Below are 23433 nucleotides of genomic sequence, written 5' to 3'. Positions count from 1 at the left end.
TTTCCGTTCCTCAGGATATTTCCTTTGTGTGCTTTGACGATGATCCGCTTTTCAAGACCATGAGTGCGACTATGACCTGTGTCTCACAGGATCTGACAAACATAGGGAAACATGCTGTGGAATTACTTTTAAAAAGGATCCATGGAGACTATACGGATTTTCCAAAAATAGACATGCTGGATGTTGTATTCCACCCGCGACTCTCTGTAAAAGACCTGTCCGGGCACAACAGTGCAACATCCGGAAAGGATTGATTTATGAGTGCAACCATCAAGGACATTGCCAAAGAAACCGGCCTGGCACTGGCCACCATTTCAAAATATATCAACGGCGGAACTGTACGGCCGCAAAATAAAAAACAGATCGACGAAGCGATCCGGAAACTGAATTACGTTCCACGAAACACGGCCCGGGGACTTCGTTCCTCCAAGACTTACCGTATCGGTCTGATATCCGCTCCTCCCAATAATCCGCATAATGCTTTTCTTCTGAGCAAAATAGAAAACACCATGCGCGCTCACGGTTATTCTCTCACATTTATGAGCGGCGACAAATATAAGGATCATGTCAATAAATTTATCCCCCATATGCTCCGCTCAGGGATCGACGGTCTTATCATTTCTTCTTTCTGTCTGAGCAAGGACATTTGTTCCGCCGTGGAACATACCAGGATCCCTGTTGTGGAGTTGGAAGAGCATAGTCATTTCCACCGTACAGACTGTGTACAGACCAGCTGTACCTCCGGGGCCTATGAGATCGTAGAGCATCTAATAAAAATGGGGCATCAGAAGATCGCCCTTGTCACCGGTCCTCCTGCATCCTATACCGCATGCGAACGAAAAAAAGGATATCTCCGGGCACTGGAAGACTACAATGTTCCTGTTAACCCCGATTATATCATCGCTGAAAATTACGCAAGCGACTTTGGATATCAGGCAATGAAGAAATTATGGAATCTTCCGGAACGTCCGACTGCCGTATTTTCTGCGAACTATACACTATGCCTCGGTATTTATGAAGCGATCTACAGCCTTGGCATCCGTATCCCGGAAGACCTGTCTGTTGTCTCCTTTGATGATTTTGAACTGTCCATGCTGCTTTCTCCTCAGCTGACCGCTGTCCGTCAGCCGCTGGCCGGTCTGGCAGAGCAGGCCTGTGATCTGCTGCTTCGCAGAATGAACGGAGACTACTGCGATTTTCCAAGGACGATCCGCCTGAAGCCGGAATGCATTTACCGGGATTCTGTGCGTAATCTCTATTCTGATGGTAAGTAATGCAAAACAACTTTTATTACGGCAATTTTGGGAAGCACAACAGGCATTCTCATTCCGATCTGCCCGCATATTCTGAGCATCTGAACCACTGCAATAATTTCACAGCTTTCACAGGGGCACAGACCGTCACCGACACAGTCGATGATACGGCCTGTGTTCCTTCTGTATATATCCGATATATCTGTCACAGCAGTCTCAACAGCATATCTCCGGTTCCCACATTGTATCCACTGGTTGCATAAATCCCATTCAGGCTTTTGTTTGTCACAATGATCAGCGGAAGCTTATCCGGATCTACGTACATTCTTCTTCCCAGTGTATTGATGATCTCTGAAAAATCATCATATAAGATCTGAACATTTCCAAGCTTGCCCAGTGCTCTTGAAAGGGTAGGTGTCTCCAGCGCTTTTTTGCTTTTTACTACAAAAATGATTCTCTTCGCATATCGGGAAAAAGCTTCTTCCTGCTCCATCATCTCATTTAAGATATGCTCCGTCGGTTCTTTCTCCTCTTCCAGAAACGCCAGGATATGCTTCCCATCTGCCGTCAGTTCTGACGCCTTCACGGTGCTTCCATCCTCTTTTCTGAGAGTAAATTCCGGTATGGAAATATTCTCCAGCATATCTTCCAGGTTTGCATTCCGAAATGCCAGCTCCACCCTCTTCATTTCTCCGATCTGAACCTCAAAATAATACTCCGCTGCAAATATATTTCCATTTGGCAGCCTGTTTGAGGTAAGGATCCTGTAATTTCCCGCTTCCAACGGCAGCTTCATCACCTGATCTCTGAAATTTTCGGCTTCCAGCTTCAGCGTGATATATCTTCCATCCTCCAGTTTTGCGATGCTCCAGTTCTGGAAATATTTCCACTGTGTATCCTCGCTTGCCTTCAGAAGGATCGATGCGGTTTTCTCCGTTTCCGCAGATACCGGGATGAATTTTCCGTTTTTCATATACTCCATGGAACGGTCATGAGGGTTCAGGCGTGCCGGAATTCCCAGTGTTCTCGCCATTGCCACAAAAAGGATTTTCTTTGACAGAAGGCTTCCTGTTCCCGTTTTCAGACATCCGGACGGCGTGGTAATCACACTGCTGCGTTCTTTCTCCGGACTGGAAATGATCTTATCCTCAATCCATTTCCAGATCTTTGCCGGCTCCTTTTGCAGCATATTTTTCTCTTCTTCCGACAGCTGCTCAAGGATCGCTTTTCTGTATTTCTGTAAAACTTCATCGTCAACTCTCGGGTTCAGTACATATGGTACAAAAATATCTGCATCCATGTTTTTTTCATACGGTAATGCAAATTTCAGATGCTCCTCCAGAACCTGGCTGATGCAGTCTGTTCTGTCTTTCTCTGTGAGGACTTCAAGGAGTTTTTTTCTCATTGAAGAATCTCCGGTTTCTTTTTCCAGGAATTTCCGGCACTCCGGATTGCTCAGGTTTCTTACCTTCTGTTCCCTGTAAGCGTTTGCCTCTGCCAGACGTCTGCTGCCTCTTTCCTTCTGCTCCGGTGTTGGCATATCTTTATTTACAGGTGCATCATGAGGTGCGATCATATCGTTCTCCGCCCACTCCTCATAAAAAATACCATTTTCCTTTCCCACGGGCATCAGACAGATCTCGCAGCAGTCCTCTGTTTTTGTATCCATGCTGTTTTCTGCATGCAGCCATTCTCCATCTGCATACATCCTTGCAGAAATATGGATACTTCCAAGCCCTGTTGTCAGGCAGACTTTTCCCAGACTGTCGGTTTTCAGTTCTGCGATCGGGGCATATTCCGAATAATTCAGCACCTCAAAAGAAACTTCTGCACCTTCTGCCGGTTTTCCATGTGAATCCTTTACGGACACAGTGATCTCTTTTGTCAGTGCATATCGTTTCAGCTCGTTGAGCATAGTCACCATACCATCTTTGCCGATCACTTCTCCCTCCGGGATCATGGTATCAAAAACTCTTGAATGGACCATCATGGCCCTTGAGGAAGCGTTGGTAAACCATCCCTTATTCAGGATCTCCTCCGGCTCACAGGCTCCCAGAAAATACCAGCTTCCATCGCACCAGATTTCCACCCACGCATGATTGTCATCACAATGAGACCACTTTGGTGCATATACCTGACGGGCAGGTACACCAACACTTCTCAGTGCATTAACGGTAAATACAGATTCCTCTCCGCATCTTCCGTTTCCTCTGCGGTATACGGCAAGTGCAGACAGGGTACGATCATCTGTACAATGATAGGTAGCCTCCTGTGCACACCAGTAGTTCACCTCCAGGGCAGCTTCCCGGAAGCTCATTCCCCCAGTTCTCTCTCCGATCTCCCTGCGGAAAAATGTACGGCAGGGTGCGATCTCCTCCTCATTTACTCTGTGAAACAGCACATAATTCAAAAAGATTTCCTCCGGCAGCTCTGCCACCCCGGAGTTTTCCTTCCATAAATATACGCCATTCTCCGCATAATCCAGGAATACTTCAAACGCGTAATTTCCGATATCACTGTACGGCATGAACGCATATAAATATTTGCACGCCAGAGCCACTTCGTCTGTGCATTCCGCAAGCTTTTTATCAATCTCCGCAAAAACCTGCGGTAACCCCATCATCTGCTCCCGATATTTTTTTTCGATCCGATCACGGTTTTCTTTCAGAAAAATCTTCCCCTCAGCCATTATAATTCCTCCAGAACTTTCTTTGCAGCACGAACATTTTCAATATCTGTACGCCATATCTCATATTCACTGAATGTCGGAAGTCCCATATTGACACCTTCCTTGCGAAACTGCATCGCACTGTCCGTTACAACCTTGCCGCTCATATGATAAGCCTTGATCCCGGTAAGAGGATAAAGCTGGCGGATCACTTCCGCACCGACGCCACTCCCCGCCTGGATGATGATACGTCCCTGACTCCTGGTTTCCAGTTCCTTCAAAAGCTCCGCACCCTGAAGGCAGGTATTCTTCTGTCCGGAGGTAAGGATCGTATCGATTCCCAGAGAGATTGCCTGTTCCATAGCCTCGATCGGATCTGCGCACACATCAAAAGCCCTGTGCAGCGTAACAGACATATCTCCCGCCGCATCCATCAGCTCTTTCATCTGTTCCATATTCAAGGTGCCATCCGGTTTCAGGATACCTACCACGACACCCTCCGCTCCCATTTTGCGGAAATCCTTTACTGCATTCCTTATCATAGAAAATTCCGCATCTGTATAACAGAAATCTCCAAACCGCGGACGGATCAGCGCATGGATCCGGATATCCGAACGCTTCCTTATTTCCTCAAAAAGCCATGGGCCGGGAGTTGTTCCCCCGATGATCAGATTGCTGCAAAGCTCCAATCTGTCCGCACCACCTTCGGCTGCTGCCATAGCGGATTCCACAGAATCCACACAGGTTTCCAGAATATAGTCTTTCATGTAAAAATCCCCCTTTGTTACTGTCTGCTCAGAGTAATTTCACTCCGGTATTCCTCAGTATGTTCACAATGGTATCATCCGGAAATTCATCGGTAATGATCCCGCTGATATCATCAAAATGTGTATATTTATAAGATTCGTTAAAATAAAACTTCTCTCTCTCCATAACCACATATTTATGTCTGCTGCTCTGCACTGCCGCCTTCTTGGTCAATCCATCCTCCACTCCGGATGTAGTAACTGCAAAATCTGTCATATCCACGCCACAGCTTCCCAAAAATGCCCGGTCAAAGCTGTACTGCTTGATCACCTCAATGGCCGCAGCTCCCATAAATCCATTCACCGAACGGTACATAGTCCCCCCTGTGCCTATGGCCGTGATGGACGGATTCGCAGCAAGGATCTGCAAGATATCGATCATATTGCTGACAACCACAACATGCATGCCCGACGAAGCGATAAGCCTTGCCAGCTCTATATTTGTAGTGGAAACATCCAGAAAGATCGTTTCGTTATTTTTGATCAGCTTGAAGGCTTTCGCAGCGATCACTTTCTTCTTATCAAGATTGTACATACGCCTGTCTACTACGTTTCTCTCCAGAGGATACTCCTGTGACAGGATCGCTCCGCCGTAAGTCCTCTTTAATCTGCCTGCATTTTCAAGGATCTTGAGATCCTTGCGGATACAGTCCTCCGTAACCTGAAACATCTCGCTTAATTCTTTGACCCTGACTTTTCCTTTTTCGCGGAGACATTTCTCTATTGCATTCTGTCGTTCTTCTGTAAACATGGTCCTATCTCCTCATTCCTGATTTTTCTGTGATAAAAGTTCCAGAAATCAATACTCCGCAAAACAATATCCGGCGTATTGATCCCTGGAAAGCCTGTGATTTCAGTATAACAGTTCGATATCTTACTGTCAATTATTTTGTATTATTTTTTATTGTTTTATCGTATTTTGATCAAATCAAGTAATTCCACTGGTTCAATTGCAAACCTCCGCTTGCCCCCTGTTCCGGGAATCCCTTACAAAGCTGCAAATATCCCCCTGACCCAAAGCCACATGTTCCCTTGCGGAATTATAAAGATCAATAACCATTGAAAATATTGAATAACTTATGAGGACTTGTCTGTACTCTTCCCGAAACAGACAAGTCCCCATAGTTCCATAACAAATATCCAGTTATGAGCAGATAAAATCAGATTTTTACTATCTGCACATATATTCATCCAGCTCTCCGATAAATTTCTCCGGCATCTTTCTCTCAAACGGGAAAACCTCCGCATTCCCAAGCGCATCCGCAATACATCCCAGAAGGATCGCACTTCTCTCCAGCGACCAGGCAGACAGCAGATCAATAGTATCATAACGGGTATGCATGCCAAAACCATCCCGGTTCAGAGTCATGGCCGGAATTCCCTTCCATGCAAAAGAATTGGAATCACTTCCCCAGATCTGATTCTTCACAGACGCTCCGATCCCTGCTCCGTCAGCGATCTCAAGAAGCTTATCACAAACAGAAGCCTCTCCCGTCACTCCCAGAACATTTCCTCCGATCAGCTGCCCGGCCAGATCTACATTCATATTAAAACGATGCGCTCCAAGCTCACTCTCATGAACTCTGATATAATCCCGGCTGCCCAGCAAGCCCTTCTCCTCAGCACCAAACCACACAAATTCCATAGTCCTGCGCAGTCTATACTGCTGAAAATATCTGCAAAGCTCCATGATGATCGCTGCCCCAGCCATATTATCATAGGCCCCCGGTCCCTCCGGCACCGAATCATAATGCGCCGTAATCGTCAAGATCTCATCTTTCTTATCCGTACCTTCGATCCTCGCCACTACATTACGGGATCTGCACGCCGTCACATCCTGTTCCACAACCAAGCACACCTCAGACGCACCCTCCGTCACCAGCTCCACTGCATCCTTATAATGAAGATTCGCCCCCGGAATCCTGCCACTATATTTTTCCTGCATCTCGTGAATATCCTCTGCAGACTCCGACAATCCTTCTATCACTTCTGCTACATCCCCTGGAAAGATCATCGGCAGGCTGCGCTGACAGGGAACCCTGTCCACTCCTTCATCCAGCGGAGAACCCTCCACACTGATAAAACCAACCGCTCCGGCGCTCACCAGTCTCTGATACACATCACCACTCACCCGGCCATTCACCATAACAATCTTACCCTTCGCCCGTGAAAGACTGACAGCATCTCCATTCTCCACATACAAAAAATCCGCTTTCAGACCTTCTGCCCCAGTATTTCCACATCTTCCATACCCGGTCACCACATACTCCTTCTGATAAGGCTCTACAACCTTAAGCACCGCTCTGTTGATCCGAAAACCCCAAAAATCAAACTCCTCCATCCGATTCTTCACTCCGAAGCTGTCCAAAGTATCCCGGATCATCTTCGCCGCCTTCACTTCCCCCGCAGTACCCGCTTCTCTGACAAAATCAAACCCCGTCAAAAACTCCATCTGCCGCCTGCCACTGATTTCCTTCGTATTCATACCCCCACAACCTTTCTAAATTTTTTCCAAGTCCCCATCCACTGCTTATCGCTTTTCGCAACCCGCAGGAGACTTACTTGATTCGGTTAAATTATACACTATTTTTCAGCAAAAAAACTGCCTGCAGCTATTTTTCAGCCTACCCGGCCAAAAAATCTCCGCAGACAGTTTATATTTCATATCAGTAAATCATTTATATCTATATCCTAAGCCACAAACGAACCAACCGCAGCCGGAGCCCGGTAATCATAGTCGGAAACCTTGATCCCTGTAGCCGCTGTACTGGCGTGAACGATCTTGCCATCACCAATATAAAGAGCCACATGATCAATACAACCCTCACCATAAAAAACCAGATCACCAGCCTCAATATCCGCAACACTCTTCTTCTCAGAAGCCGAACACTGAGCTGCAGCAACACGAGGAAGCTCATACCCAAACTCCGCAAACACAGACATCACAAACCCCGAACAATCCGCCCCGTTAGTCAGACTCGTACCACCATAAACATAAGGATTCCCCACAAACTGCAGCGCAAAATCCACAATCCCCTGCCGCATCTCCAGACGCGCAGCCTCAGCAGCCTTCCGCTCCTCTTCCGCCTTACGCGCAGCCTCAGCAGCCGCTTCAGCCTCAAGCCTCTCCTGCGCGATCACCTCAGCCTCAGCCTTCGCCTCCTGATACCCCTGAACCTCAGAAACCGTCTTATCCGCCAGAGCACTGGCAAAAGCAGAAATAGAATCCGCACCATCCGAAAAATCATCCTCAATAGAAAGCTCCTCCACATCTCCATCAGACACAGCACTGACACCATCCACATCCGCAAAAACAACAGAAGGAACCACACCCACAAGAACAGCACTCAGAACAACAGCAGCAAATTTCTTATAAAACATAAACAATAAAACTCCTCTCAGAAAACCACGCAGCAACACAATCCATCCATTCAGACAGAGATTCACAATCCACTTCGCCACGCTCCTCGCTCACTAATTTGTTACAATTTTATTAAATTTGTTACGCAAGTGTGTATCCTACCATAAAAATCCCCACCTGTCAAACCCTTTCACAAAACCTTCACACACCAATCAGCCATCCAGCACAGCGACGATGGCACATCCCTCACCTTCAGACCACAAGAAACTCAGCCTTTCCTCCCAACCATCCAGCGCAGCGCTGATGGCTCATCCAACTCCCGGGAATCCACTCAATCCTCCATCCCTCATCAACCCCACACTTCCGCCAGAAGCCCCACACAGCCACCACTACCTCCTGCCCGGAATCGAACAGCCGGGGAGACGGGTGCCGGTTGGCTACGACTCTGCAGGAGGGGAGCTGATTCTTGGCTGGCGGAAATCTGCGTTGTTTTTAAAAAGTCCGCTGTCTGAGCGGCAGCAAGCCGCGAGTTCGGACTTTTTAAAAACGGTTTTAGCAGAATTCCGGCAGCCTAGAAGCAGCCCCCGACGAAGCCCGGAGCCAACCGGCACCCGTCTCCCCGGCGTCCGTCATCCGCCATCCGCCCTCCACCCTCCACCACAAAAAAAGAGCGCCCCGCAGCCCATCCAGCCCGCAAAGAACGCTCTCCTAATTTCCATCAGCTTACAATCATACACAATCACCTACGATCAGCATACAATCCCATACGATCGCATCAAATATAACTCATAAACCCCTTCCCAACAACCTCACTACTCTTAGTAACCATCAAAAACGCCTGCGGATCCACCTCATCAATAAACCTCTGCAGAAGCACCGCCTGTCTCACATCAACAACCGTCAGAATAATCTTCTTATCCTTATGCGAATAAACCCCCTCCCCATGATAAACCGTAGCACTCCGCTCCAAACCATTCATAATAAACTCACAGATCTCATCCGGCTTACTGGAAATGATCGTAAAATACTTATTCAGCTTCATCCTCTCAATAGACTTATCGATCAGCAACGTCTTAGCCATAAGCCCCAGTACAGAACAAAGCCCCGTAGTAAGATCAAACACCATAAACGAAACAACAACGATCACACAATCCACCGCAAACAATGCACCCGAAATATTCATCGTAGAATACTTCTTAATGATCATCGCCACAATATCCGTGCCACCACCCGAAGCATTCTCAAAAAACAGCAGCGCCGCAGCCAGCGCCGGCAAAATGATCGCAAAGCAAAGCTCCAGCATAATATTCCCCGTCAGCGCCCTGTCCATAGGAAAAATCTTCTCAAACACATTCAGAAGCAAAGAAGAAACAACCGTAACATAAGCCGTCTTTACTCCAAAATCCCGGCCAAGAACAATAAACCCGATCACCAGCAAAATCAGATTGATCACCAGGTTGATCTGCGCAGACGTCATCGGAATAAAATGCGAAAACACAACCGCCATACCCGAAACACCACCAAAGGAAAAATTATTCGGAAACTTAAATACATAAATCCCCACATCCATCAGAACAACAGCAAATGTGATAATGATATACTCCATCACACGCTTTGGTATCAGATTTTTCATTAAAAAATATCCTCCTGATCTCCTCAAATAATTTTCACCGGTAACTACCGGTCAAAACCAGCAATCCCCGCATCCTCTTCGTTTATCATACCTTATATCACCAAAAATGCAAATAAAAAAGACAGAGAAAAATACATTTCCCTGTCCCTTATATCAACGATCACGATCAACCACAGCTTACAGCCCGAAAAACCTCTCCAGAAATTCCGCCACACCATCATGATCGTTATCTCCGGTCACCTCATTCGCTGCATCCTTTACATACTGTTTGGAATTGCCCATAGCAACACCGATACCTGCACCCTCCAGCATTTCCAGATCATTCTCATTATCTCCGAAAGCGATCACATGCATCCGGTCAATACCAAGCTTTGTGCGAAGCATGGCAAGACCCACACCCTTGTCCACGCCTGCTGCATTAAACTCCGCATTGCCGCTGATGGAAGTAGTCACTGCCACATCATCCAGATCCTTCCATTTCTCACGAAGCGCCCTGCTGGTCTCCATATCATCAAAATAAATATTGATCTTCTCTGCCTGATCCAGAATATCTTCCTGATGATAAAAATCCTTAACATATACATGTCTGCTGAGAAAATAATCTACAAAAGTTTTTTCCAGCAGATCTTTATTCGCTACAGATGCCACATAATCTCTGGCATCCGCATCAGAATAGGCGATTCCGTTTGCATAAGCCTCTGCGATCCAGCCTTTTGCACCACTGTTTTCCACATCCTTCAGGATTTTACTTACCATTCCTTTTGGCATGGTTTTTCGCCAGATCATCTCATTTTTATCGTAATCCCAGACAACACAGCCGTTTTCCACGATTCCCCATTTCACACCCCGGAGCACAGAAAACTCCTGAGGGATCAGCTCTCTGGTCCTTCCGGTTGCCGGCACCACATAATGTCCGTCATCGATCAGACGCTGCAGAACATTTCTGTTCCTTTCAGAAATCTTATTCTCACTGTTCAGAAGAGTTCCGTCCATATCCACTGCAATGATATATTTTTCCATAATTTCCTCCTGTTTGTCTTTTCCCCACAGGCAAAAAGCGTATCTGCACTGCACCCGGATATCCTTTGGCAGTACAGATACGCACAAATACTCATACCTGCTCTCTGTAAAGCGGAGACTTTTCTTCCACTTTACTACTACATATACAACAGCTCAGGAATTACCGGATCCTCATCATAAACGCCTCGTACGGTCTTAAGTCCGCTTTGATTCCTGTTCTGTCCTTATAGTTTGCAATCTTAATATCCTCTTTATCGGACACATATTTCGCAAGACCTTCTGTACTTACCGTATCCTCAGAAAGGTTTGCCACCACGATCCACTGCTCTTTGTCGGAAGTTCTTAAATATGCAAAGATCTTCTCGTCTTCTGGAAGAAGGAGCTGATAGTCACCTTCTGTGAGAAGCTCTTCCTCATGGCGAAGACAGATCAGATCCTTATAATAATAAAACACGGAATCATTTTTTTCCAGAGCTTTTTTTACATTGATCTCCTGGTAACGATCAGAAAGGCGGAACCATGGCTTACCGGTTGTAAATCCTGCATTTTCGCTGTCATCCCACTGCATAGGAACCCTGGCATTGTCACGACTCTTGTTCCATACTGCCTTGCGGAAATCATCCTCAGAAATGGTTTTGTTCTTAACGACAAGATCCTGATATGCATTACGAACCTCGATATCCTCGTACTCCTCCAGCGGGAACTGCACGTTTGTCATACCGATTTCCTCTCCCTGATATACATAAGGAGTTCCCTGCATACCATGGAGAACGGTAGCATAAGCCTTTGCACATTCCTCGCGGTAAGTAGTGTCATTTCCCCATCTGGAGATCACACGTGGCTGGTCATGATTTTCAAAATACAGAGCATTCCAGCCCTTGTTATAAAGCTTGTTCTGCCACTCACTCATAACACGTTTCAGATCACGGAGATCAAAAGGCTTTAATTCCCACTTTCGGTTTACAGAGCCCGGAATACGGTCGATGTTCATATGCTCAAATGTGAAGATCATATTCAGCTCCTCACGCTCCGGATCTGTAAACAGTCTTGCAACCTCCGGTGTGGAGCCCGGCGCCTCACCTACCGTCATACAGTCATATTTTGAAAGCACCTCCCGGTTCATCTCATGGATAAACTCATGAAGTCTTGGTCCGTTGCTGTGATATTTTCCTGTATAATACTTGCGGCCATCCGTTTTCGGGTAATCCGGGAAGGACTGATCCTTGGAAATAGATGCGATCACATCCATGCGCCATCCGTCAGCACCTTTGTCCATCCAGAATTTCATCAGATCATAGATTTCCTTACGGACGGTTTCATTTTCCCAATTGAGATCCGGCTGTTTTCTGCTGTAAAAATGAAGGTAATACTGGCCACGCTCTTCGTCATATTCCCAGGCACTTCCGCAGAAGCTGGAACCCCAGTTGTTCGGCTCACTGCCGTCTGCTTTCGGATCCTTCCAGATATAATAATCACTGTATTTGCTGTCTTTTGACTTCCGGCTTTCCACAAACCATGCATGCTCATCGGAAGTATGGTTGACAACAAGATCCAGAACGATCTTGATACCATGCTCATGAGCTTTTTGGATCAGCTCATCCATGTCCTCGTTACTTCCGAAACCTGCGTAGATCTTCCGGTAATCACTGATATCGTAACCGTTGTCGTCCTGTGGGGAGTCAAAAACAGGACTAAGCCAGATCACATCGATTCCAAGGTTCTGAAGGTAGGGGAGCTTTTCAATAATACCCCTGAGATCGCCGAAGCCATCTCCGTTGGAGTCCTTAAAGCTTCTTGGATAAATCTGATATACAACGGAATTCTTCCACCAATCTTTCATTTCTTATGTCTCCTTTATTTTGCATTGAGCAGATATTTATAATCCGTATTTGCCGCTTATTTATATCCCGCCAGATACTCTTCAACTGCCCTTTTTGCGGTCAGTTATTTCAATATAACTTTTTTCCAGGTTTTTTATAGGCGGACCACCTGGGGTCCGCCTTTTCATAGTTCTGATCTTTATCCTTAAGGTTTATGCAATTCCAAGAAGAGAGAGAAGGATGCTCAGGATGATAACACCGATGATCAGAACTGTGATGCTGATATTTTTCTTTTTCAGCAGATAGTAACACAGAAGAGTCAGTCCAAGGGGAACAATGCCGATAAAGATCTGGTCCAACATGTTCTGTAGATTCAGAACAGATTCACCCTTCATGGTGAGTTCATAAGTGGAGTTAAAGGTTACCATGCTGGCAGTCATACCGCCGACCATGATCAGACCTACAATGCTGGCAGCCTTTGTCAGGATGTTCATAAGACCGCTTGCATAAACCTTCTGAATGTATTCGGAACCAAGCTTGTAGCCCAGGAAGGTTCCGTAATATTTCACAAGAATAGACGGAATGTTGAAAAGAAGCAGGAACACGATCGGTGCCAGAACGTTTCCGGATGCACCAAGTCCTACTGCGATTCCGGCTGCGATTACACGGAGAACGCCCCAGAAAATGGAATCACCGATACCGGCCAGAGGTCCCATCAGGGAAGATTTCACCGCATTGATGGAGCTTGCATCAAAATCCTTCTGCTCGCTGTTTTTCTTCTCCATGGATGCCACAAGACCCATGATGAATGTAGATAAGGTGATGGTTGTATTGAAGTAAGACATACTTCTTGTGAGGGCAGCTTTTTTGCCTTCCTCATCGTTTTTGTAAAATTTATTGATAAAAGGCATCAGGGAATAGCAGAAGCCGGAAGCTCCCTGTTTTGCCGGGCTTACTGCCGCATACAGAGTAAAGGAACGCCAGAACGCTTTTCTCAGCATTTTTCTTTCATCTGCAGGAATGGATTTCGTTAAATTACTCATGAGAAAAATTCCTCCTCTTCTTCGTCAAGATATTCGTCAGCGCTACCGGCCGGTGAAACTGCTACTCTCTGTGCTGCAAGCTGATTCAGCTTGTAATCGTTCATACCAATGGAAATGGCAATGATCACACCGATCACGGCAAGGGCGATCAGCGGAAGGTTTAAGTATGCTGCAAGGACAAAGCCCAGGAAATAAAACATACAGATCTTGTTATCCCAGAGCATCTTCATCAACATTGCCATACCTACTGCCGGAAGAAGTCCACCGCAGACGGTCAGGCCGTTCATAACAACATCCGGGATCGCATCCAGAAGTGCGCTGACTGCGTCAGATCCGAACAGGATTCCGAAGAATGCGAACAGGGAATACAAAAACCAGTTTACAGCCCAGAGTCCGTAATGAAGGGCGATAATCTGTTTCTCCTTGCCCTCTGCTGCCAGACGGTCGAAAGTTTTTGCAAACATACCTACAATAAAGATGTAGAGAACGGTCTTGATCTGAAGACCAAGGATACCAATTGGAAGTGCCAGTGTCAGGGCTACCTCAGAACCTTTGCCCAGCATGATGGCAAAAGCAGTTCCTACGGCTGTGGCGATTCCGGGTTCTGCCGCGGAAGCACCTCCGATGTTTACAACTCCCATAAATACGGCTTCCAGTGAAGCTCCGATGATCACTCCTGTATGAAGATCTCCAAGAAACAGACCTACCAGCGGTCCGATGACGATCGGACGGTTCAGCATGGTAAATCCGATCAGCTCTGCACCGCCGACACAAATAAATACGGCAAGTGCTACAAGAAATGCGTTTAACATTTTTTCTTTCCTCCCTTTTTTGTTACGTTTTACTTATTCAGTGGATACTCACATTCCACGATCTGCATTCAGATAATTATTACGTTCATTCTTTTTGATATGCGTCAGTTTAATTTATCCAGCACATCCTTCACAAGCTTCTGCTCATCATTCGGTACCTGCTGCATACAGGTCTTCGGTTCAAGGGCAACCAGGTCTTTCAGTGCCTGCTGCTCTGCTTTTGTCAGCATGATGGTCGGTGTCAGGACAAGTTTCTCGGAAACATCGATTCCGTCGAAACGTCCGGTATTTCCTACATTGAGAAATCCGATTTCGCCAACGCTCTGTCTTATTTTCAGGGCATCTTTTACGGTTCTTGTAAGAACCAGAATACGCATCCTGGATGCCTTCGGATTGTTTAAGATACGAATGGCTTCATCCACCGGTTTGATCAGCGATTTGATTCCGCCCGGTACGGCCATTTTCAATGCCATCTTCTGGGTGTTATCGTTAGCTGCCTCGTCGTTAGCTACCACGATTCCCTGTACAGCCAGCTGTTTGGTCCAGGTCATGGCAACCTGTCCGTGGATCAGACGGTCATCTACACGAAGTGCGGTGATCTTTGCTGTGGAATTGTCATAGGACTGGGGAGCCAGAGCTTTTTTCGGTGCGGATTTTTTTGCATACGATGCAGCACCTTCTGAAATCTGCGCAGTATTTTCGATACCCTGTGCATTATCTTCTTCAGCATTTTTTTCAGATGTGGATTTCTTTCCACCGCCAAGGTCTACCATCTGAAGCTCTTCTCTGGCATCATCGATAAACTCCTGGATCTCCTCCTCTGTCACATCGTCATCCGCCATCATGACCTGCATCAGGACCGGAAGGTTGGTTCCTGTGATCAGCGTAACATTTTCTTTCTGGCTGTATCTCAGAAGCTTCTGATTTACGCTTCCTCCCATCAGATCTGTGAAAACGAAAATCCTGTCGTTTTCATGCTGTGCGAAATATTCTTCAAACTTTTTCTCCACATTGTCTTCCGGTGTCACATAAGCGTCGATGGTTGTGATCTCATCCATTTTTCCAACGATCAGCTCTGCTGTATAACGAATGCCGGAGGCCATTTTTCCATGTGTGGCGATCAGAATCTGTTTCATCTGGTATTCACTCCTTCTGTACTCTTTCCCTTTGGTTATGTACCTAACCTTTATGTTCACACTATAGCATCAAAATTAGGCTGTGTAAATAGGTTATGTACATAACCTATCATTGTAACAAGTTCAAAATCATGGTTTTGTGCAGGTTTCACATAGAACAGCAAATGCTTATTATCCACATCTTCAGCACAAACCCACACATGATAACTCTTTTACGATTTCAGGTAAATTTACAAAAAGCCGAAAATACTCTGACTGTCAGACACTGACAGTTCCCGTATATTTCGGCTTTTGATATCTTTATATCTCAGATTCTCTGTACTCTTTCTCTGTACTCTTACTATATTGAAAGTCCCGATTTTCTGTTTTTCACAGTTCTGCAGTGACTTCTCGTATCTACCCCCCCTGATCAGATCAGGTACATTCTCTGCAGACTTACTTTTCCTCATGCTGCGGCTGTACAGATCTCCTGGGGATCAGCGTGACCGGAAGCATGATCTCATTTTCACGCTCTTTTTCCACTCCATTGATCCGTTCCATCAGAATTTCCACTGCAAGAGACGCCTTCTGCTCCACATTCTGGCTGATAGTAGTCAGACGAGGCACGGAAAATTCCGCATAGCTGATGTTATCGTATCCTGCAATTCCAATCTCCTCCGGAATCTTTACTCCACGACTGCTGAAAAAGCTGATAGCCTCCAATGCATAGAGGTCCGACAGGAAAAACAGTGCGGCCTTTGGTTTTTTCCGCTGGAGCAGCCACGCATAGCTTTCTTTTCGTTTGGCGTAGTTCATTCCAAGAGCAGTAAACTGCACCTTCTGCTTTTTCTTTGCAAAATCCTTCGCCGCCCGCTGAGCGCCCATGTAACGAAGATGGTCCACACCATTATCACGGCCTGCACAAACCTGGATATGCTCATAGCCGCATTCCAGAAGATATTTTGTCATAAGATAGCCGCCGCTTTCGTCGTCCAGTCCGATATTCAGGACATGTTTTTCCTGGCCTGCATCAAGCTCACCGTATGCATCAATGGAAACGATCGGTTTGTTGATCAGCTGATAGATCTTTTCACAGTTGCTTTTGCTGAAGGAGATGGCAATAACGCCATCTACATCCCAGCCCATGACCATCTGGAATATCTTATCTGTATCCTTTGCGAAATACAGCATCAGATAATATCCCAGCTCCTGCACGTATTTCTCGATAAAACCGATGATCTTTCCATAAAAAGGATCTCCGATGATAGAATCCCTGAAGTCTTTATGATAATTGATCACAACTGCGATCAGCTGGGATTTTTCTTTATTCAGAACTCTCAGTCCCATTTTCTGGACATATCCCATTTCCCGGATAAGATTCTCGATCTTCTGAATATTGGCAGGAGATACTTTTTTTGTTTTTCCATGTATGACATTGGAAACAGTTGTTGTACTCACGCCTGCTCTTTGTGCGATTTCCTTAATCGTTGCCATTATCTTTCCTCCAGAGATATTTCTGTGCGGAAGCCACTGCATTGGCTCCATCTGAAACAGCAGTTACTATCTGGCGAAGTGCCTTGGTACGAATATCCCCCGCTGCAAAAACCCCAGGTGCGCTGGTAACCCCCTCTTCTCCTGCACAGATATATCCATTTTCATCCAGCTTGAGCTGATCCTTTACAAGTGTCGTATTAGGAACGATCCCCACAGCAATGAAAACACCATCTGCGGTCAGCTCCCTCTCTTCATTTGTTTTTATATTACGGATCTTAAGACCGGTCACTTCGTCCTGTCCCAGGATCTCAAGGGGAACACTGTCCCACACCATTTCTATATTCTCACAGGCAAAAATTTTCTCCTGAAGTGTCTGATCTGCTCGAAGCGCATCACGGCGATGAACAAGATATACCCTTTCACAGAGGCCGGAAAGAAAAACTGCATCCTCTGCTGCCACGTTTCCTCCCCCCACTACCACTGCGGTCCGATCCTTATAAAAAGCTCCGTCACAGGTAGCGCAGTAGGAAACACCAAGGCCGCTCAGATCATCCTCTCCCGGGATATCAAGTTTCCGGTGCTCTGCCCCAAATGCAAGGATCAGAGATTTCGCCTGATATTCATGCTTTTTTGTACGGATCGTCTTGATCTCTCCGGAAATATTTTCCAGGGAAAGAATCTTCTCTCGCTGCGGTTCCAAGCCCAGCTTCCGGGCATGTGCCCCAAAGGCTTCTCCGAGATCCATGCCCGATATCCCCGGCATTCCCGGATAATTATCCACCGCATAGGTAGCTGTGACCTGGCCGCCCGGTGCAAAGTTTTTATCGATCCATATGGTATTTAACCTGGCCCTGGACGCATAGATCGCTGCCGTGATCCCTGCCGGACCTCCGCCTAAAATTGCAAGATCATAAATATCACTCATGTTATTTCTCCATTTTTGTATATTTCCGCTCACATAATATCATAGATTCCGTAATTTTCCAATATGATAGAACAAAGCGCCACTCTGAAAGGACGTTACTGTTTGCTTCGAGACCATCAGCACTCTACACATGGTATATGTCTGTAAACAGTAATGAAAGATTGTCTTATGTCTCTTAAAATCAGGAAAAATAAATCTTCTATTTTCATCACTCTGCTTCTTATCCTGGCACTTCTCACCGGCCTTACTGCCGGTTATTTTTCCACTCACGGGATCACAGAAAACGGAAAATTCGAAGCCTTTTCCGGAAAAGTTTTTCAAAATGAAGTTTCCGGCAGCACCCTTACCCTCCATTATACCCTGGCACATCCGGAAAAACAGGGTATCCGGCGAAAAAAAGCTTCTCTTGGCACTGTCCCCACAGATATGAAAAATACATACCAGATCTGCAGCCAGTACGAAAAAAAGCTGAAATCCTTCCGCTACAGCCGCCTTTCCACGGAAAATCAGCTGACGCTGGACTCCATGCTCCTCTATTACCACACGGAAAAATCACTGGGCGACAATTATCTGCTTCAGGAGCCTCTTGGCCCAAGTCTTGGTATTCAGGCTCAGCTTCCGGTTCTTCTGGCGGAATATGCCTTTTATGAAGATCGTGATATCACCGACTATCTCACTCTTCTCACCACCATCCGCCCATACTTTCGGAGCATCCTGGAATTTGAGAAAAAGAAATCCGAAGCTGGCTTCTTTATGAGCGATACTACCCTGGACCGGATCCTTGCACAATGCAGTGCTTTTATCCAGAATCCCGACAACAATTATATGCTGGAAATTTTCCAGAAAAAGCTATCCGAATATGGAAAACTTCCTTCCTCAGAGCAGAACGCTCTGGTCCTGACCCACCAAAATCTTATGAAAACAGAAGTCATCCCAGCCTATCAGGAACTTATGACCGGTCTGGAAGCTTTGCGTGGCACAGGAAAAAACACTCGTGGCCTGACTTATTTCAAGGGAGGAAAAGCCTACTATCTCTATCTTCTTCAGAGTCAGACCGGCTCTTACGTTCCTGTAAAGCAAATGGAAAAACGACTCTCCGGACAGCTTTCCGACGAGATCGGCATCGCAGGAACCATACTTCGACAAAACCCGGAGCTTCTGACTACTCTCAGCCGGGGAATCACTTTCAGAGAAATAAAGCCTGCCCAGATGCTGAATGCCTTGCAGCAGAAGATCCAAACAGACTTCCCACCTCTCACAGATGTCACCTTTGAGCTCCGCACAGTCCACGATTCCATGAAAGAATATCTAAGCCCCGCCTTTTATCTCACCCCACCTATGGATACCGGAACCCCCAATGTGATCTACATAAATCCGGCTGCCAGCTACCAGGGCCTGGAGCTTTTTACCACACTGGCACATGAAGGATTCCCGGGGCATCTTTACCAGACTGTCACCTTCCAACGCCAAAAATCCTCCAACATCCGAAATCTTCTCTGCACCTCCGGCTTTGCAGAAGGATGGGCCACCTACATCGAACCCTATGCCTACCAGTACGCCGCCGATTATATTCAGGATCCTTCTGCCACAGAGCTTGCCAGGATCTCCTGGCTGAACCGAAGCATCAATTTATGCATGTACTCCCTTCTGGACATTGAGATCCATTACAACGGCTGGACTCAGGCCGAAGTCGCCAGCTTTCTAAAAGCCTTTGGTATCGAAGACAGCGCCGTTGTCTCCGAGATCTACCAGTATATCCTGGAAACCCCGGGAAATTATCTGAAATACTACTGGGGCTACTTAAGCCTTCTGGACTTACGCACTTCCGAACAGAACCGCCTTGGCCAGGACTTTGATCTGAAAGCTTTCCACAGCCAGATACTGAAGATTGGTGGTGTACAGTTCCCGGTGCTGGAGAAGTATATTGATGCGGAATTTTGAAACTGTTTTTTCACTCCAACCCAGCAAAAAACAGTTCATAAAAATCATCCTCACCCTCAAGCATCGGAGAATTCTCTCCGCCGCCATTGGTACTCCTCTTCATCGCTGCATAAAATTCCTCACCAGCTGCGATCAGATCCATCTCATAAACCGGAACCCCAAGCTCCCGGCACTTCTTACAGAAAACAGCCAGCGGCTCTTTCTCCCTGCGGGTAGCAAGCAACATCTCCCGAAGCGCCGGGTCCCTGCGGGCCTTTTCCTTCAGATTATCAAGCATCTCCACAACTTCCATCAGACTCAATCCCCCTTCACACAGCTTCTGAACAGCACATCCAGTTCCGGAATCTCCCTTTTCAGAGAAACCAGCTCCCCATCCCTGGTAAAACAATGCTTCGAGGAAGCCTCTGTACAAACCTCACTTCTGGTCACATTAAAAAACTCATAAGCCAGTTCCAGAACCACACCACTGTACTTCTTCACCGAAACCGAAATCTCCACCACATCATCAAAAAGCACCGGCTTCTTATAAGAAACCGAAACCCCCGCAACAGGAGAAACAATCCCCCGCTTCTCCACCTCACCATAACCAAAGCCCAACTCCTTCATGAAATCGATCCGGGCCTCTTCCATCCATTTCACATAATTGGAATGATGGATGATCCCCATCTGATCCGTCTCATGATACTGTGCCTTACGCCTGTAAACACCCATGTCTATATCCTCTCTTCTGTAAAAATCTGACATTTGTCACCAGTAACAAAATATCCTCTTTATTTCTCACAAACCATACTCTTTATACAACTCCCTGCAAGCCTCCGCACTGTCTATGATTTTCCCAATCTCATCCATTCGACCATCTGCGATCAATTCCCCATCCTCCAGCTGATGCTCATTCCGAAGATGCACAATCTTTACATTCTCCGGATACGAAGTATGAAACACCTCATTGATAAGCGGGACGATCAGATAAGTCATCTTCTCCATCATCGTCCGAAAAACATCATCAAATATAGTATTATTGGTCATTAACACTCCTACTGGTATATACAAATTATACCACACAAACAAAACATGAAAACACCATAAACCAGCATTTCACAAAATACACAGTAACAAAAAATGGAAAACGCTTCAGAATCTAAAGCTCCAGAAATGTCCATACAGACAAAAAGATCTTATAAGATAAACCAACCATACCACACACTATAATAAAAAGCACTGAAATTTCATCCAAAAATTCCGACACACTCAAACCAACAACACAACACCTCCACACCACCAGGCCGACAGCAAAGCACCTCCACACTACCAGGCCGACAGCAAAGCGCCTCGGCCATCCCCTCCGTCAGACCACAAGGAAACTCAGCCTTTCGCCCCAAGCATCCAGCGCAGCGCTGATGCCCCATCCCCTACCGGGAAACCACTCAACCTACCACTCCAAACAAACCTACCACCCAGCCACCCTAGCCCTACCGCACTGAACCTCACAGCCCGAGCCGGGGATGCTGTCTGGTCTGCCTCTGCAGGAGGGGAGCTGATTCTTGGCTGGCGGAAATCTGCGTTGTTTTTCAAAAGTCCGCTGTCTGAGCGGCTGCAAGACGCGAGTTCGGACTTTTGGAAAACGCTTTTAGCAGATTCCCGGCAGCCTAGAAGCCAGCCCCCGACGAAGCCGCAGACCAGACAGCATCCCCGGCTCGGGCGTACGTTCACCCCCACCACCCTCTTCCCACCAAAATAAAAATCTGCTATAATACAACCACACAACAAAAATCAAAAATAACAAAGCGAACAATCACCAATCAATCGCATTCAAAATCCAAAGAAAGACAAGGTAAAACATAAATGAAATTTCCACCCAACATCAAAATCCCCGGCTCCCTCAAAGGAGTCTTCAAAAAAAGCTCCACCCCGGAGCCCCTCAGAGAAACCCGGCGCAACCCCAAGGACAACATCCCCCTGAACTTCCGCGAACGCAGCAATGCCCGTGTAAGTCTTATGGCATCCGTCATCGTCCTTGCGATCCTGGTCCTCTTCTTCAATCAACTGGACTACCGCCTCATCCGCAAACCAGCCATAGACGCCCAGAAAAAAGCCGCGGCAGTCAAAGCCAAGGCTGATCAGGAAGCAGCCGACACCACTGCCGAAACTACCACTGCCTCCGTCATCGCAGTAGGCGACAACCTCTATCACCAGAGTCTCATCGACGCAGGCGCATCCTCTGACGGAAACTGGAACTACGACAAGATCTACACCCACATCCAGGACGCCATCAAGGACGCAGACATCAAAATGATCGATCAGGAAACCGTCTTCACAACCGACCATGACAGCGTAAGCTCCTACCCATCCTTTGCAACACCCACAGAAGTAGGAGATGCCATTATAAAAGCAGGATTCAACGTAGTAGAATCCGCCAACAACCACATCGATGACTTCGGAGAAGGCTTCCTCACAGACACACTGAACTTCTGGAAAACCAAATATCCGGATGTCACACTTCTGGGGATCCATGACTCCCAGGAAGATGCCGACACCGTCAAGATCCGTGAAGTAAACGGTATCAAGATCGCATTTCTGGATTACACCTACGGCACAAACGTAGGCGGCATTGAAGGAAAAGACTACATGATCGACATGATCCGCAAAGACAAGATCACAGCCATGATCCAGAAAGCAAAACAGCAGGCCGACTGCATCATCTTTGTAGCACACTGGGGTACCGAAGACGAAACCATGCCAAACGAATACGAAAAACAGTGGGCAGCCTACCTTATGGAGCAGGGCGTAAATGTCATCATCGGCGGACATCCACATGTACTCCAGCCATATGGCCGCCTTACTGATGACAAAGGCAATGAAACTGTAGTCTTCTACTCTCTGGGAAATTTCGTATCCACCCAGCAGAAGCTGGAAGAACTTCTCGGCGGAATGGCAAAATTCACCATTCAGAAAACCGTACAGGACGGCAAGACCTCAATTGAGATCCTGACCCCTACAGTGGAACCTCTGGTCATGCATTACAACAGCGATGCCGGTGAATTCGGACCATATATGCTTTCCGATTACACAGAAGAACTTGCATCTCAGAACGGTGTACAGTCATACATTGGCTCCGGTGTATTCACTCTTGGCAACCTGAAAAAGAAGTTCAACGAGATCATGTCCATGAATGTCACTCCATCCACAGGAACCAACCTCCTGGATGTGACCATTGACACAGACCTGAACATGATCGATGCATCCGGAAATGTCGTAGAAGATACCGACTCCATCACAGCAGAAAAATATTACGCAGATAAAGGCATTGACATCACTTCCGAAGACTTTAACTCTGCTGATAATAACTCAGGCAGCACAGACGACTCCTCGGATGACGGTTCCTACGACGACAGTTACTCTGACGACGGTTCCTACGATGACGGTTCCTACGACGATGGTTCCTACGACGACGGTTCCTACGATGATGGTTCCTACGATGATGGTTCCTACGATGATGGTTCCTACGATGATGGTTCCTACGATGATGGTTCCTACGATGATGG

General features: G+C 46.7%; 20 protein-coding genes. 4 read left to right on the top strand and 16 right to left on the bottom strand.

All coding sequences use genetic code 11. The features are described 5' to 3' along the window. Both AB5026_RS15555 and AB5026_RS15550 read left to right on the top strand, forming a co-directional pair. Positions 1-254: substrate-binding domain-containing protein (locus tag AB5026_RS15555; RefSeq protein WP_368213772.1), on the top strand; the 254-nt coding region annotated here is incomplete at its 5' end. Between the two features lie 3 nt (positions 255-257). Then, positions 258-1274: a LacI family DNA-binding transcriptional regulator gene (locus AB5026_RS15550; RefSeq protein ID WP_022426309.1), complete on the top strand. Its 1017-nt coding sequence runs from the start codon at positions 258-260 to the stop codon at positions 1272-1274. Between the two features lie 184 nt (positions 1275-1458). On the opposite strand, the gene AB5026_RS15545 is transcribed toward AB5026_RS15550, so the two are convergent. From AB5026_RS15545 to trxB, 13 genes are all read right to left on the bottom strand, one after another. Further along, positions 1459-3942: a transglutaminase domain-containing protein gene (locus AB5026_RS15545; protein ID WP_368213771.1), complete on the bottom strand. Its 2484-nt coding sequence runs from the start codon at positions 3940-3942 to the stop codon at positions 1459-1461. Further along, positions 3942-4688 (bottom strand): copper homeostasis protein CutC, encoded by a 747-nt coding sequence (locus AB5026_RS15540; protein WP_022426311.1) that lies wholly within the window; start codon positions 4686-4688, stop codon positions 3942-3944. The genes AB5026_RS15545 and AB5026_RS15540 overlap by 1 nt, the downstream gene beginning before the upstream one ends. 28 nt (positions 4689-4716) lie before the next feature. Beyond that, positions 4717-5478: a DeoR/GlpR family DNA-binding transcription regulator gene (locus tag AB5026_RS15535; protein WP_015525379.1), complete on the bottom strand. Its 762-nt coding sequence runs from the start codon at positions 5476-5478 to the stop codon at positions 4717-4719. A gap of 420 nt (positions 5479-5898) precedes the next feature. Beyond that, entirely contained in the window at positions 5899-7212 is a 1314-nt protein-coding gene (locus AB5026_RS15530) for a M28 family metallopeptidase (RefSeq protein WP_022426312.1), read from the bottom strand. A gap of 206 nt (positions 7213-7418) precedes the next feature. Beyond that, complete coding sequence (locus AB5026_RS15525) at positions 7419-8108, bottom strand: C40 family peptidase (protein WP_110103708.1); 690 nt, start codon at positions 8106-8108, stop codon at positions 7419-7421. 755 nt (positions 8109-8863) lie between these two features. Next, a complete protein-coding gene (locus tag AB5026_RS15520) occupies positions 8864-9721 on the bottom strand; it encodes a YitT family protein (RefSeq protein WP_368213769.1) in 858 nt (285 codons plus the stop codon). A gap of 177 nt (positions 9722-9898) precedes the next feature. Further along, positions 9899-10741: a Cof-type HAD-IIB family hydrolase gene (locus AB5026_RS15515; protein WP_368213767.1), complete on the bottom strand. Its 843-nt coding sequence runs from the start codon at positions 10739-10741 to the stop codon at positions 9899-9901. A gap of 160 nt (positions 10742-10901) precedes the next feature. After that, entirely contained in the window at positions 10902-12581 is a 1680-nt protein-coding gene (locus tag AB5026_RS15510; RefSeq protein ID WP_118062549.1) for an alpha-glucosidase, read from the bottom strand. A 192-nt stretch (positions 12582-12773) separates the two neighbouring features. Next, positions 12774-13604 (bottom strand): PTS system mannose/fructose/sorbose family transporter subunit IID, encoded by an 831-nt coding sequence (locus AB5026_RS15505; protein WP_021651182.1) that lies wholly within the window; start codon positions 13602-13604, stop codon positions 12774-12776. Continuing rightward, complete coding sequence (locus AB5026_RS15500; protein ID WP_021976997.1) at positions 13601-14416, bottom strand: PTS sugar transporter subunit IIC; 816 nt, start codon at positions 14414-14416, stop codon at positions 13601-13603. Before AB5026_RS15500 ends, AB5026_RS15505 begins: the two co-directional genes overlap by 4 nt. Before the next feature lie 104 nt (positions 14417-14520). Next, positions 14521-15552 carry a PTS mannose/fructose/sorbose transporter subunit IIAB gene (locus AB5026_RS15495; protein WP_368213765.1) on the bottom strand — a complete coding sequence of 344 codons (1032 nt, stop codon included), beginning with the start codon at positions 15550-15552 and terminating at the stop codon, positions 14521-14523. A gap of 435 nt (positions 15553-15987) precedes the next feature. Beyond that, positions 15988-17025, bottom strand: coding sequence for a LacI family DNA-binding transcriptional regulator (locus tag AB5026_RS15490; protein ID WP_021651186.1), 1038 nt, complete (start codon positions 17023-17025; stop codon positions 15988-15990). After that, entirely contained in the window at positions 17012-17950 is a 939-nt protein-coding gene (gene trxB, locus AB5026_RS15485) for a thioredoxin-disulfide reductase (protein WP_015525369.1), read from the bottom strand. The genes AB5026_RS15490 and trxB overlap by 14 nt, the downstream gene beginning before the upstream one ends. A 168-nt stretch (positions 17951-18118) precedes the next feature. Here trxB and AB5026_RS15480 point away from each other — a divergent pair, with 168 nt between their 5' ends. Beyond that, positions 18119-19891, top strand: coding sequence for a DUF885 domain-containing protein (locus AB5026_RS15480; protein ID WP_243874195.1), 1773 nt, complete (start codon positions 18119-18121; stop codon positions 19889-19891). 10 nt (positions 19892-19901) lie between these two features. On the opposite strand, the gene AB5026_RS15475 is transcribed toward AB5026_RS15480, so the two are convergent. The 3 genes from AB5026_RS15475 to AB5026_RS15465 form a co-directional block, all read right to left on the bottom strand. Then, on the bottom strand, positions 19902-20183 hold the full coding sequence (locus AB5026_RS15475) for a hypothetical protein (protein ID WP_173732878.1): 282 nt from the start codon (positions 20181-20183) through the stop codon (positions 19902-19904). A gap of 5 nt (positions 20184-20188) precedes the next feature. Beyond that, positions 20189-20602 carry a thioesterase family protein gene (locus AB5026_RS15470; RefSeq protein ID WP_270406197.1) on the bottom strand — a complete coding sequence of 138 codons (414 nt, stop codon included), beginning with the start codon at positions 20600-20602 and terminating at the stop codon, positions 20189-20191. Between the two features lie 66 nt (positions 20603-20668). Then, a complete protein-coding gene (locus AB5026_RS15465) occupies positions 20669-20917 on the bottom strand; it encodes a hypothetical protein (protein ID WP_118368547.1) in 249 nt (82 codons plus the stop codon). A gap of 816 nt (positions 20918-21733) precedes the next feature. Between AB5026_RS15465 and AB5026_RS15460 the strand changes: the two genes are divergently transcribed. Then, positions 21734-23433 (top strand): CapA family protein (locus AB5026_RS15460; RefSeq protein ID WP_368213762.1); only part of this gene is annotated, 1700 nt, incomplete at its 3' end.

It is taken from the genome of Blautia sp. RTP21359st1_E11_RTP21359_211015 (assembly GCF_040910705.1).
GTDB classification, from domain to species: Bacteria; Bacillota; Clostridia; order Lachnospirales; family Lachnospiraceae; genus Blautia_A; species Blautia_A fusiformis.
This window is presented reverse-complemented; position numbering and strand designations above follow the sequence as displayed.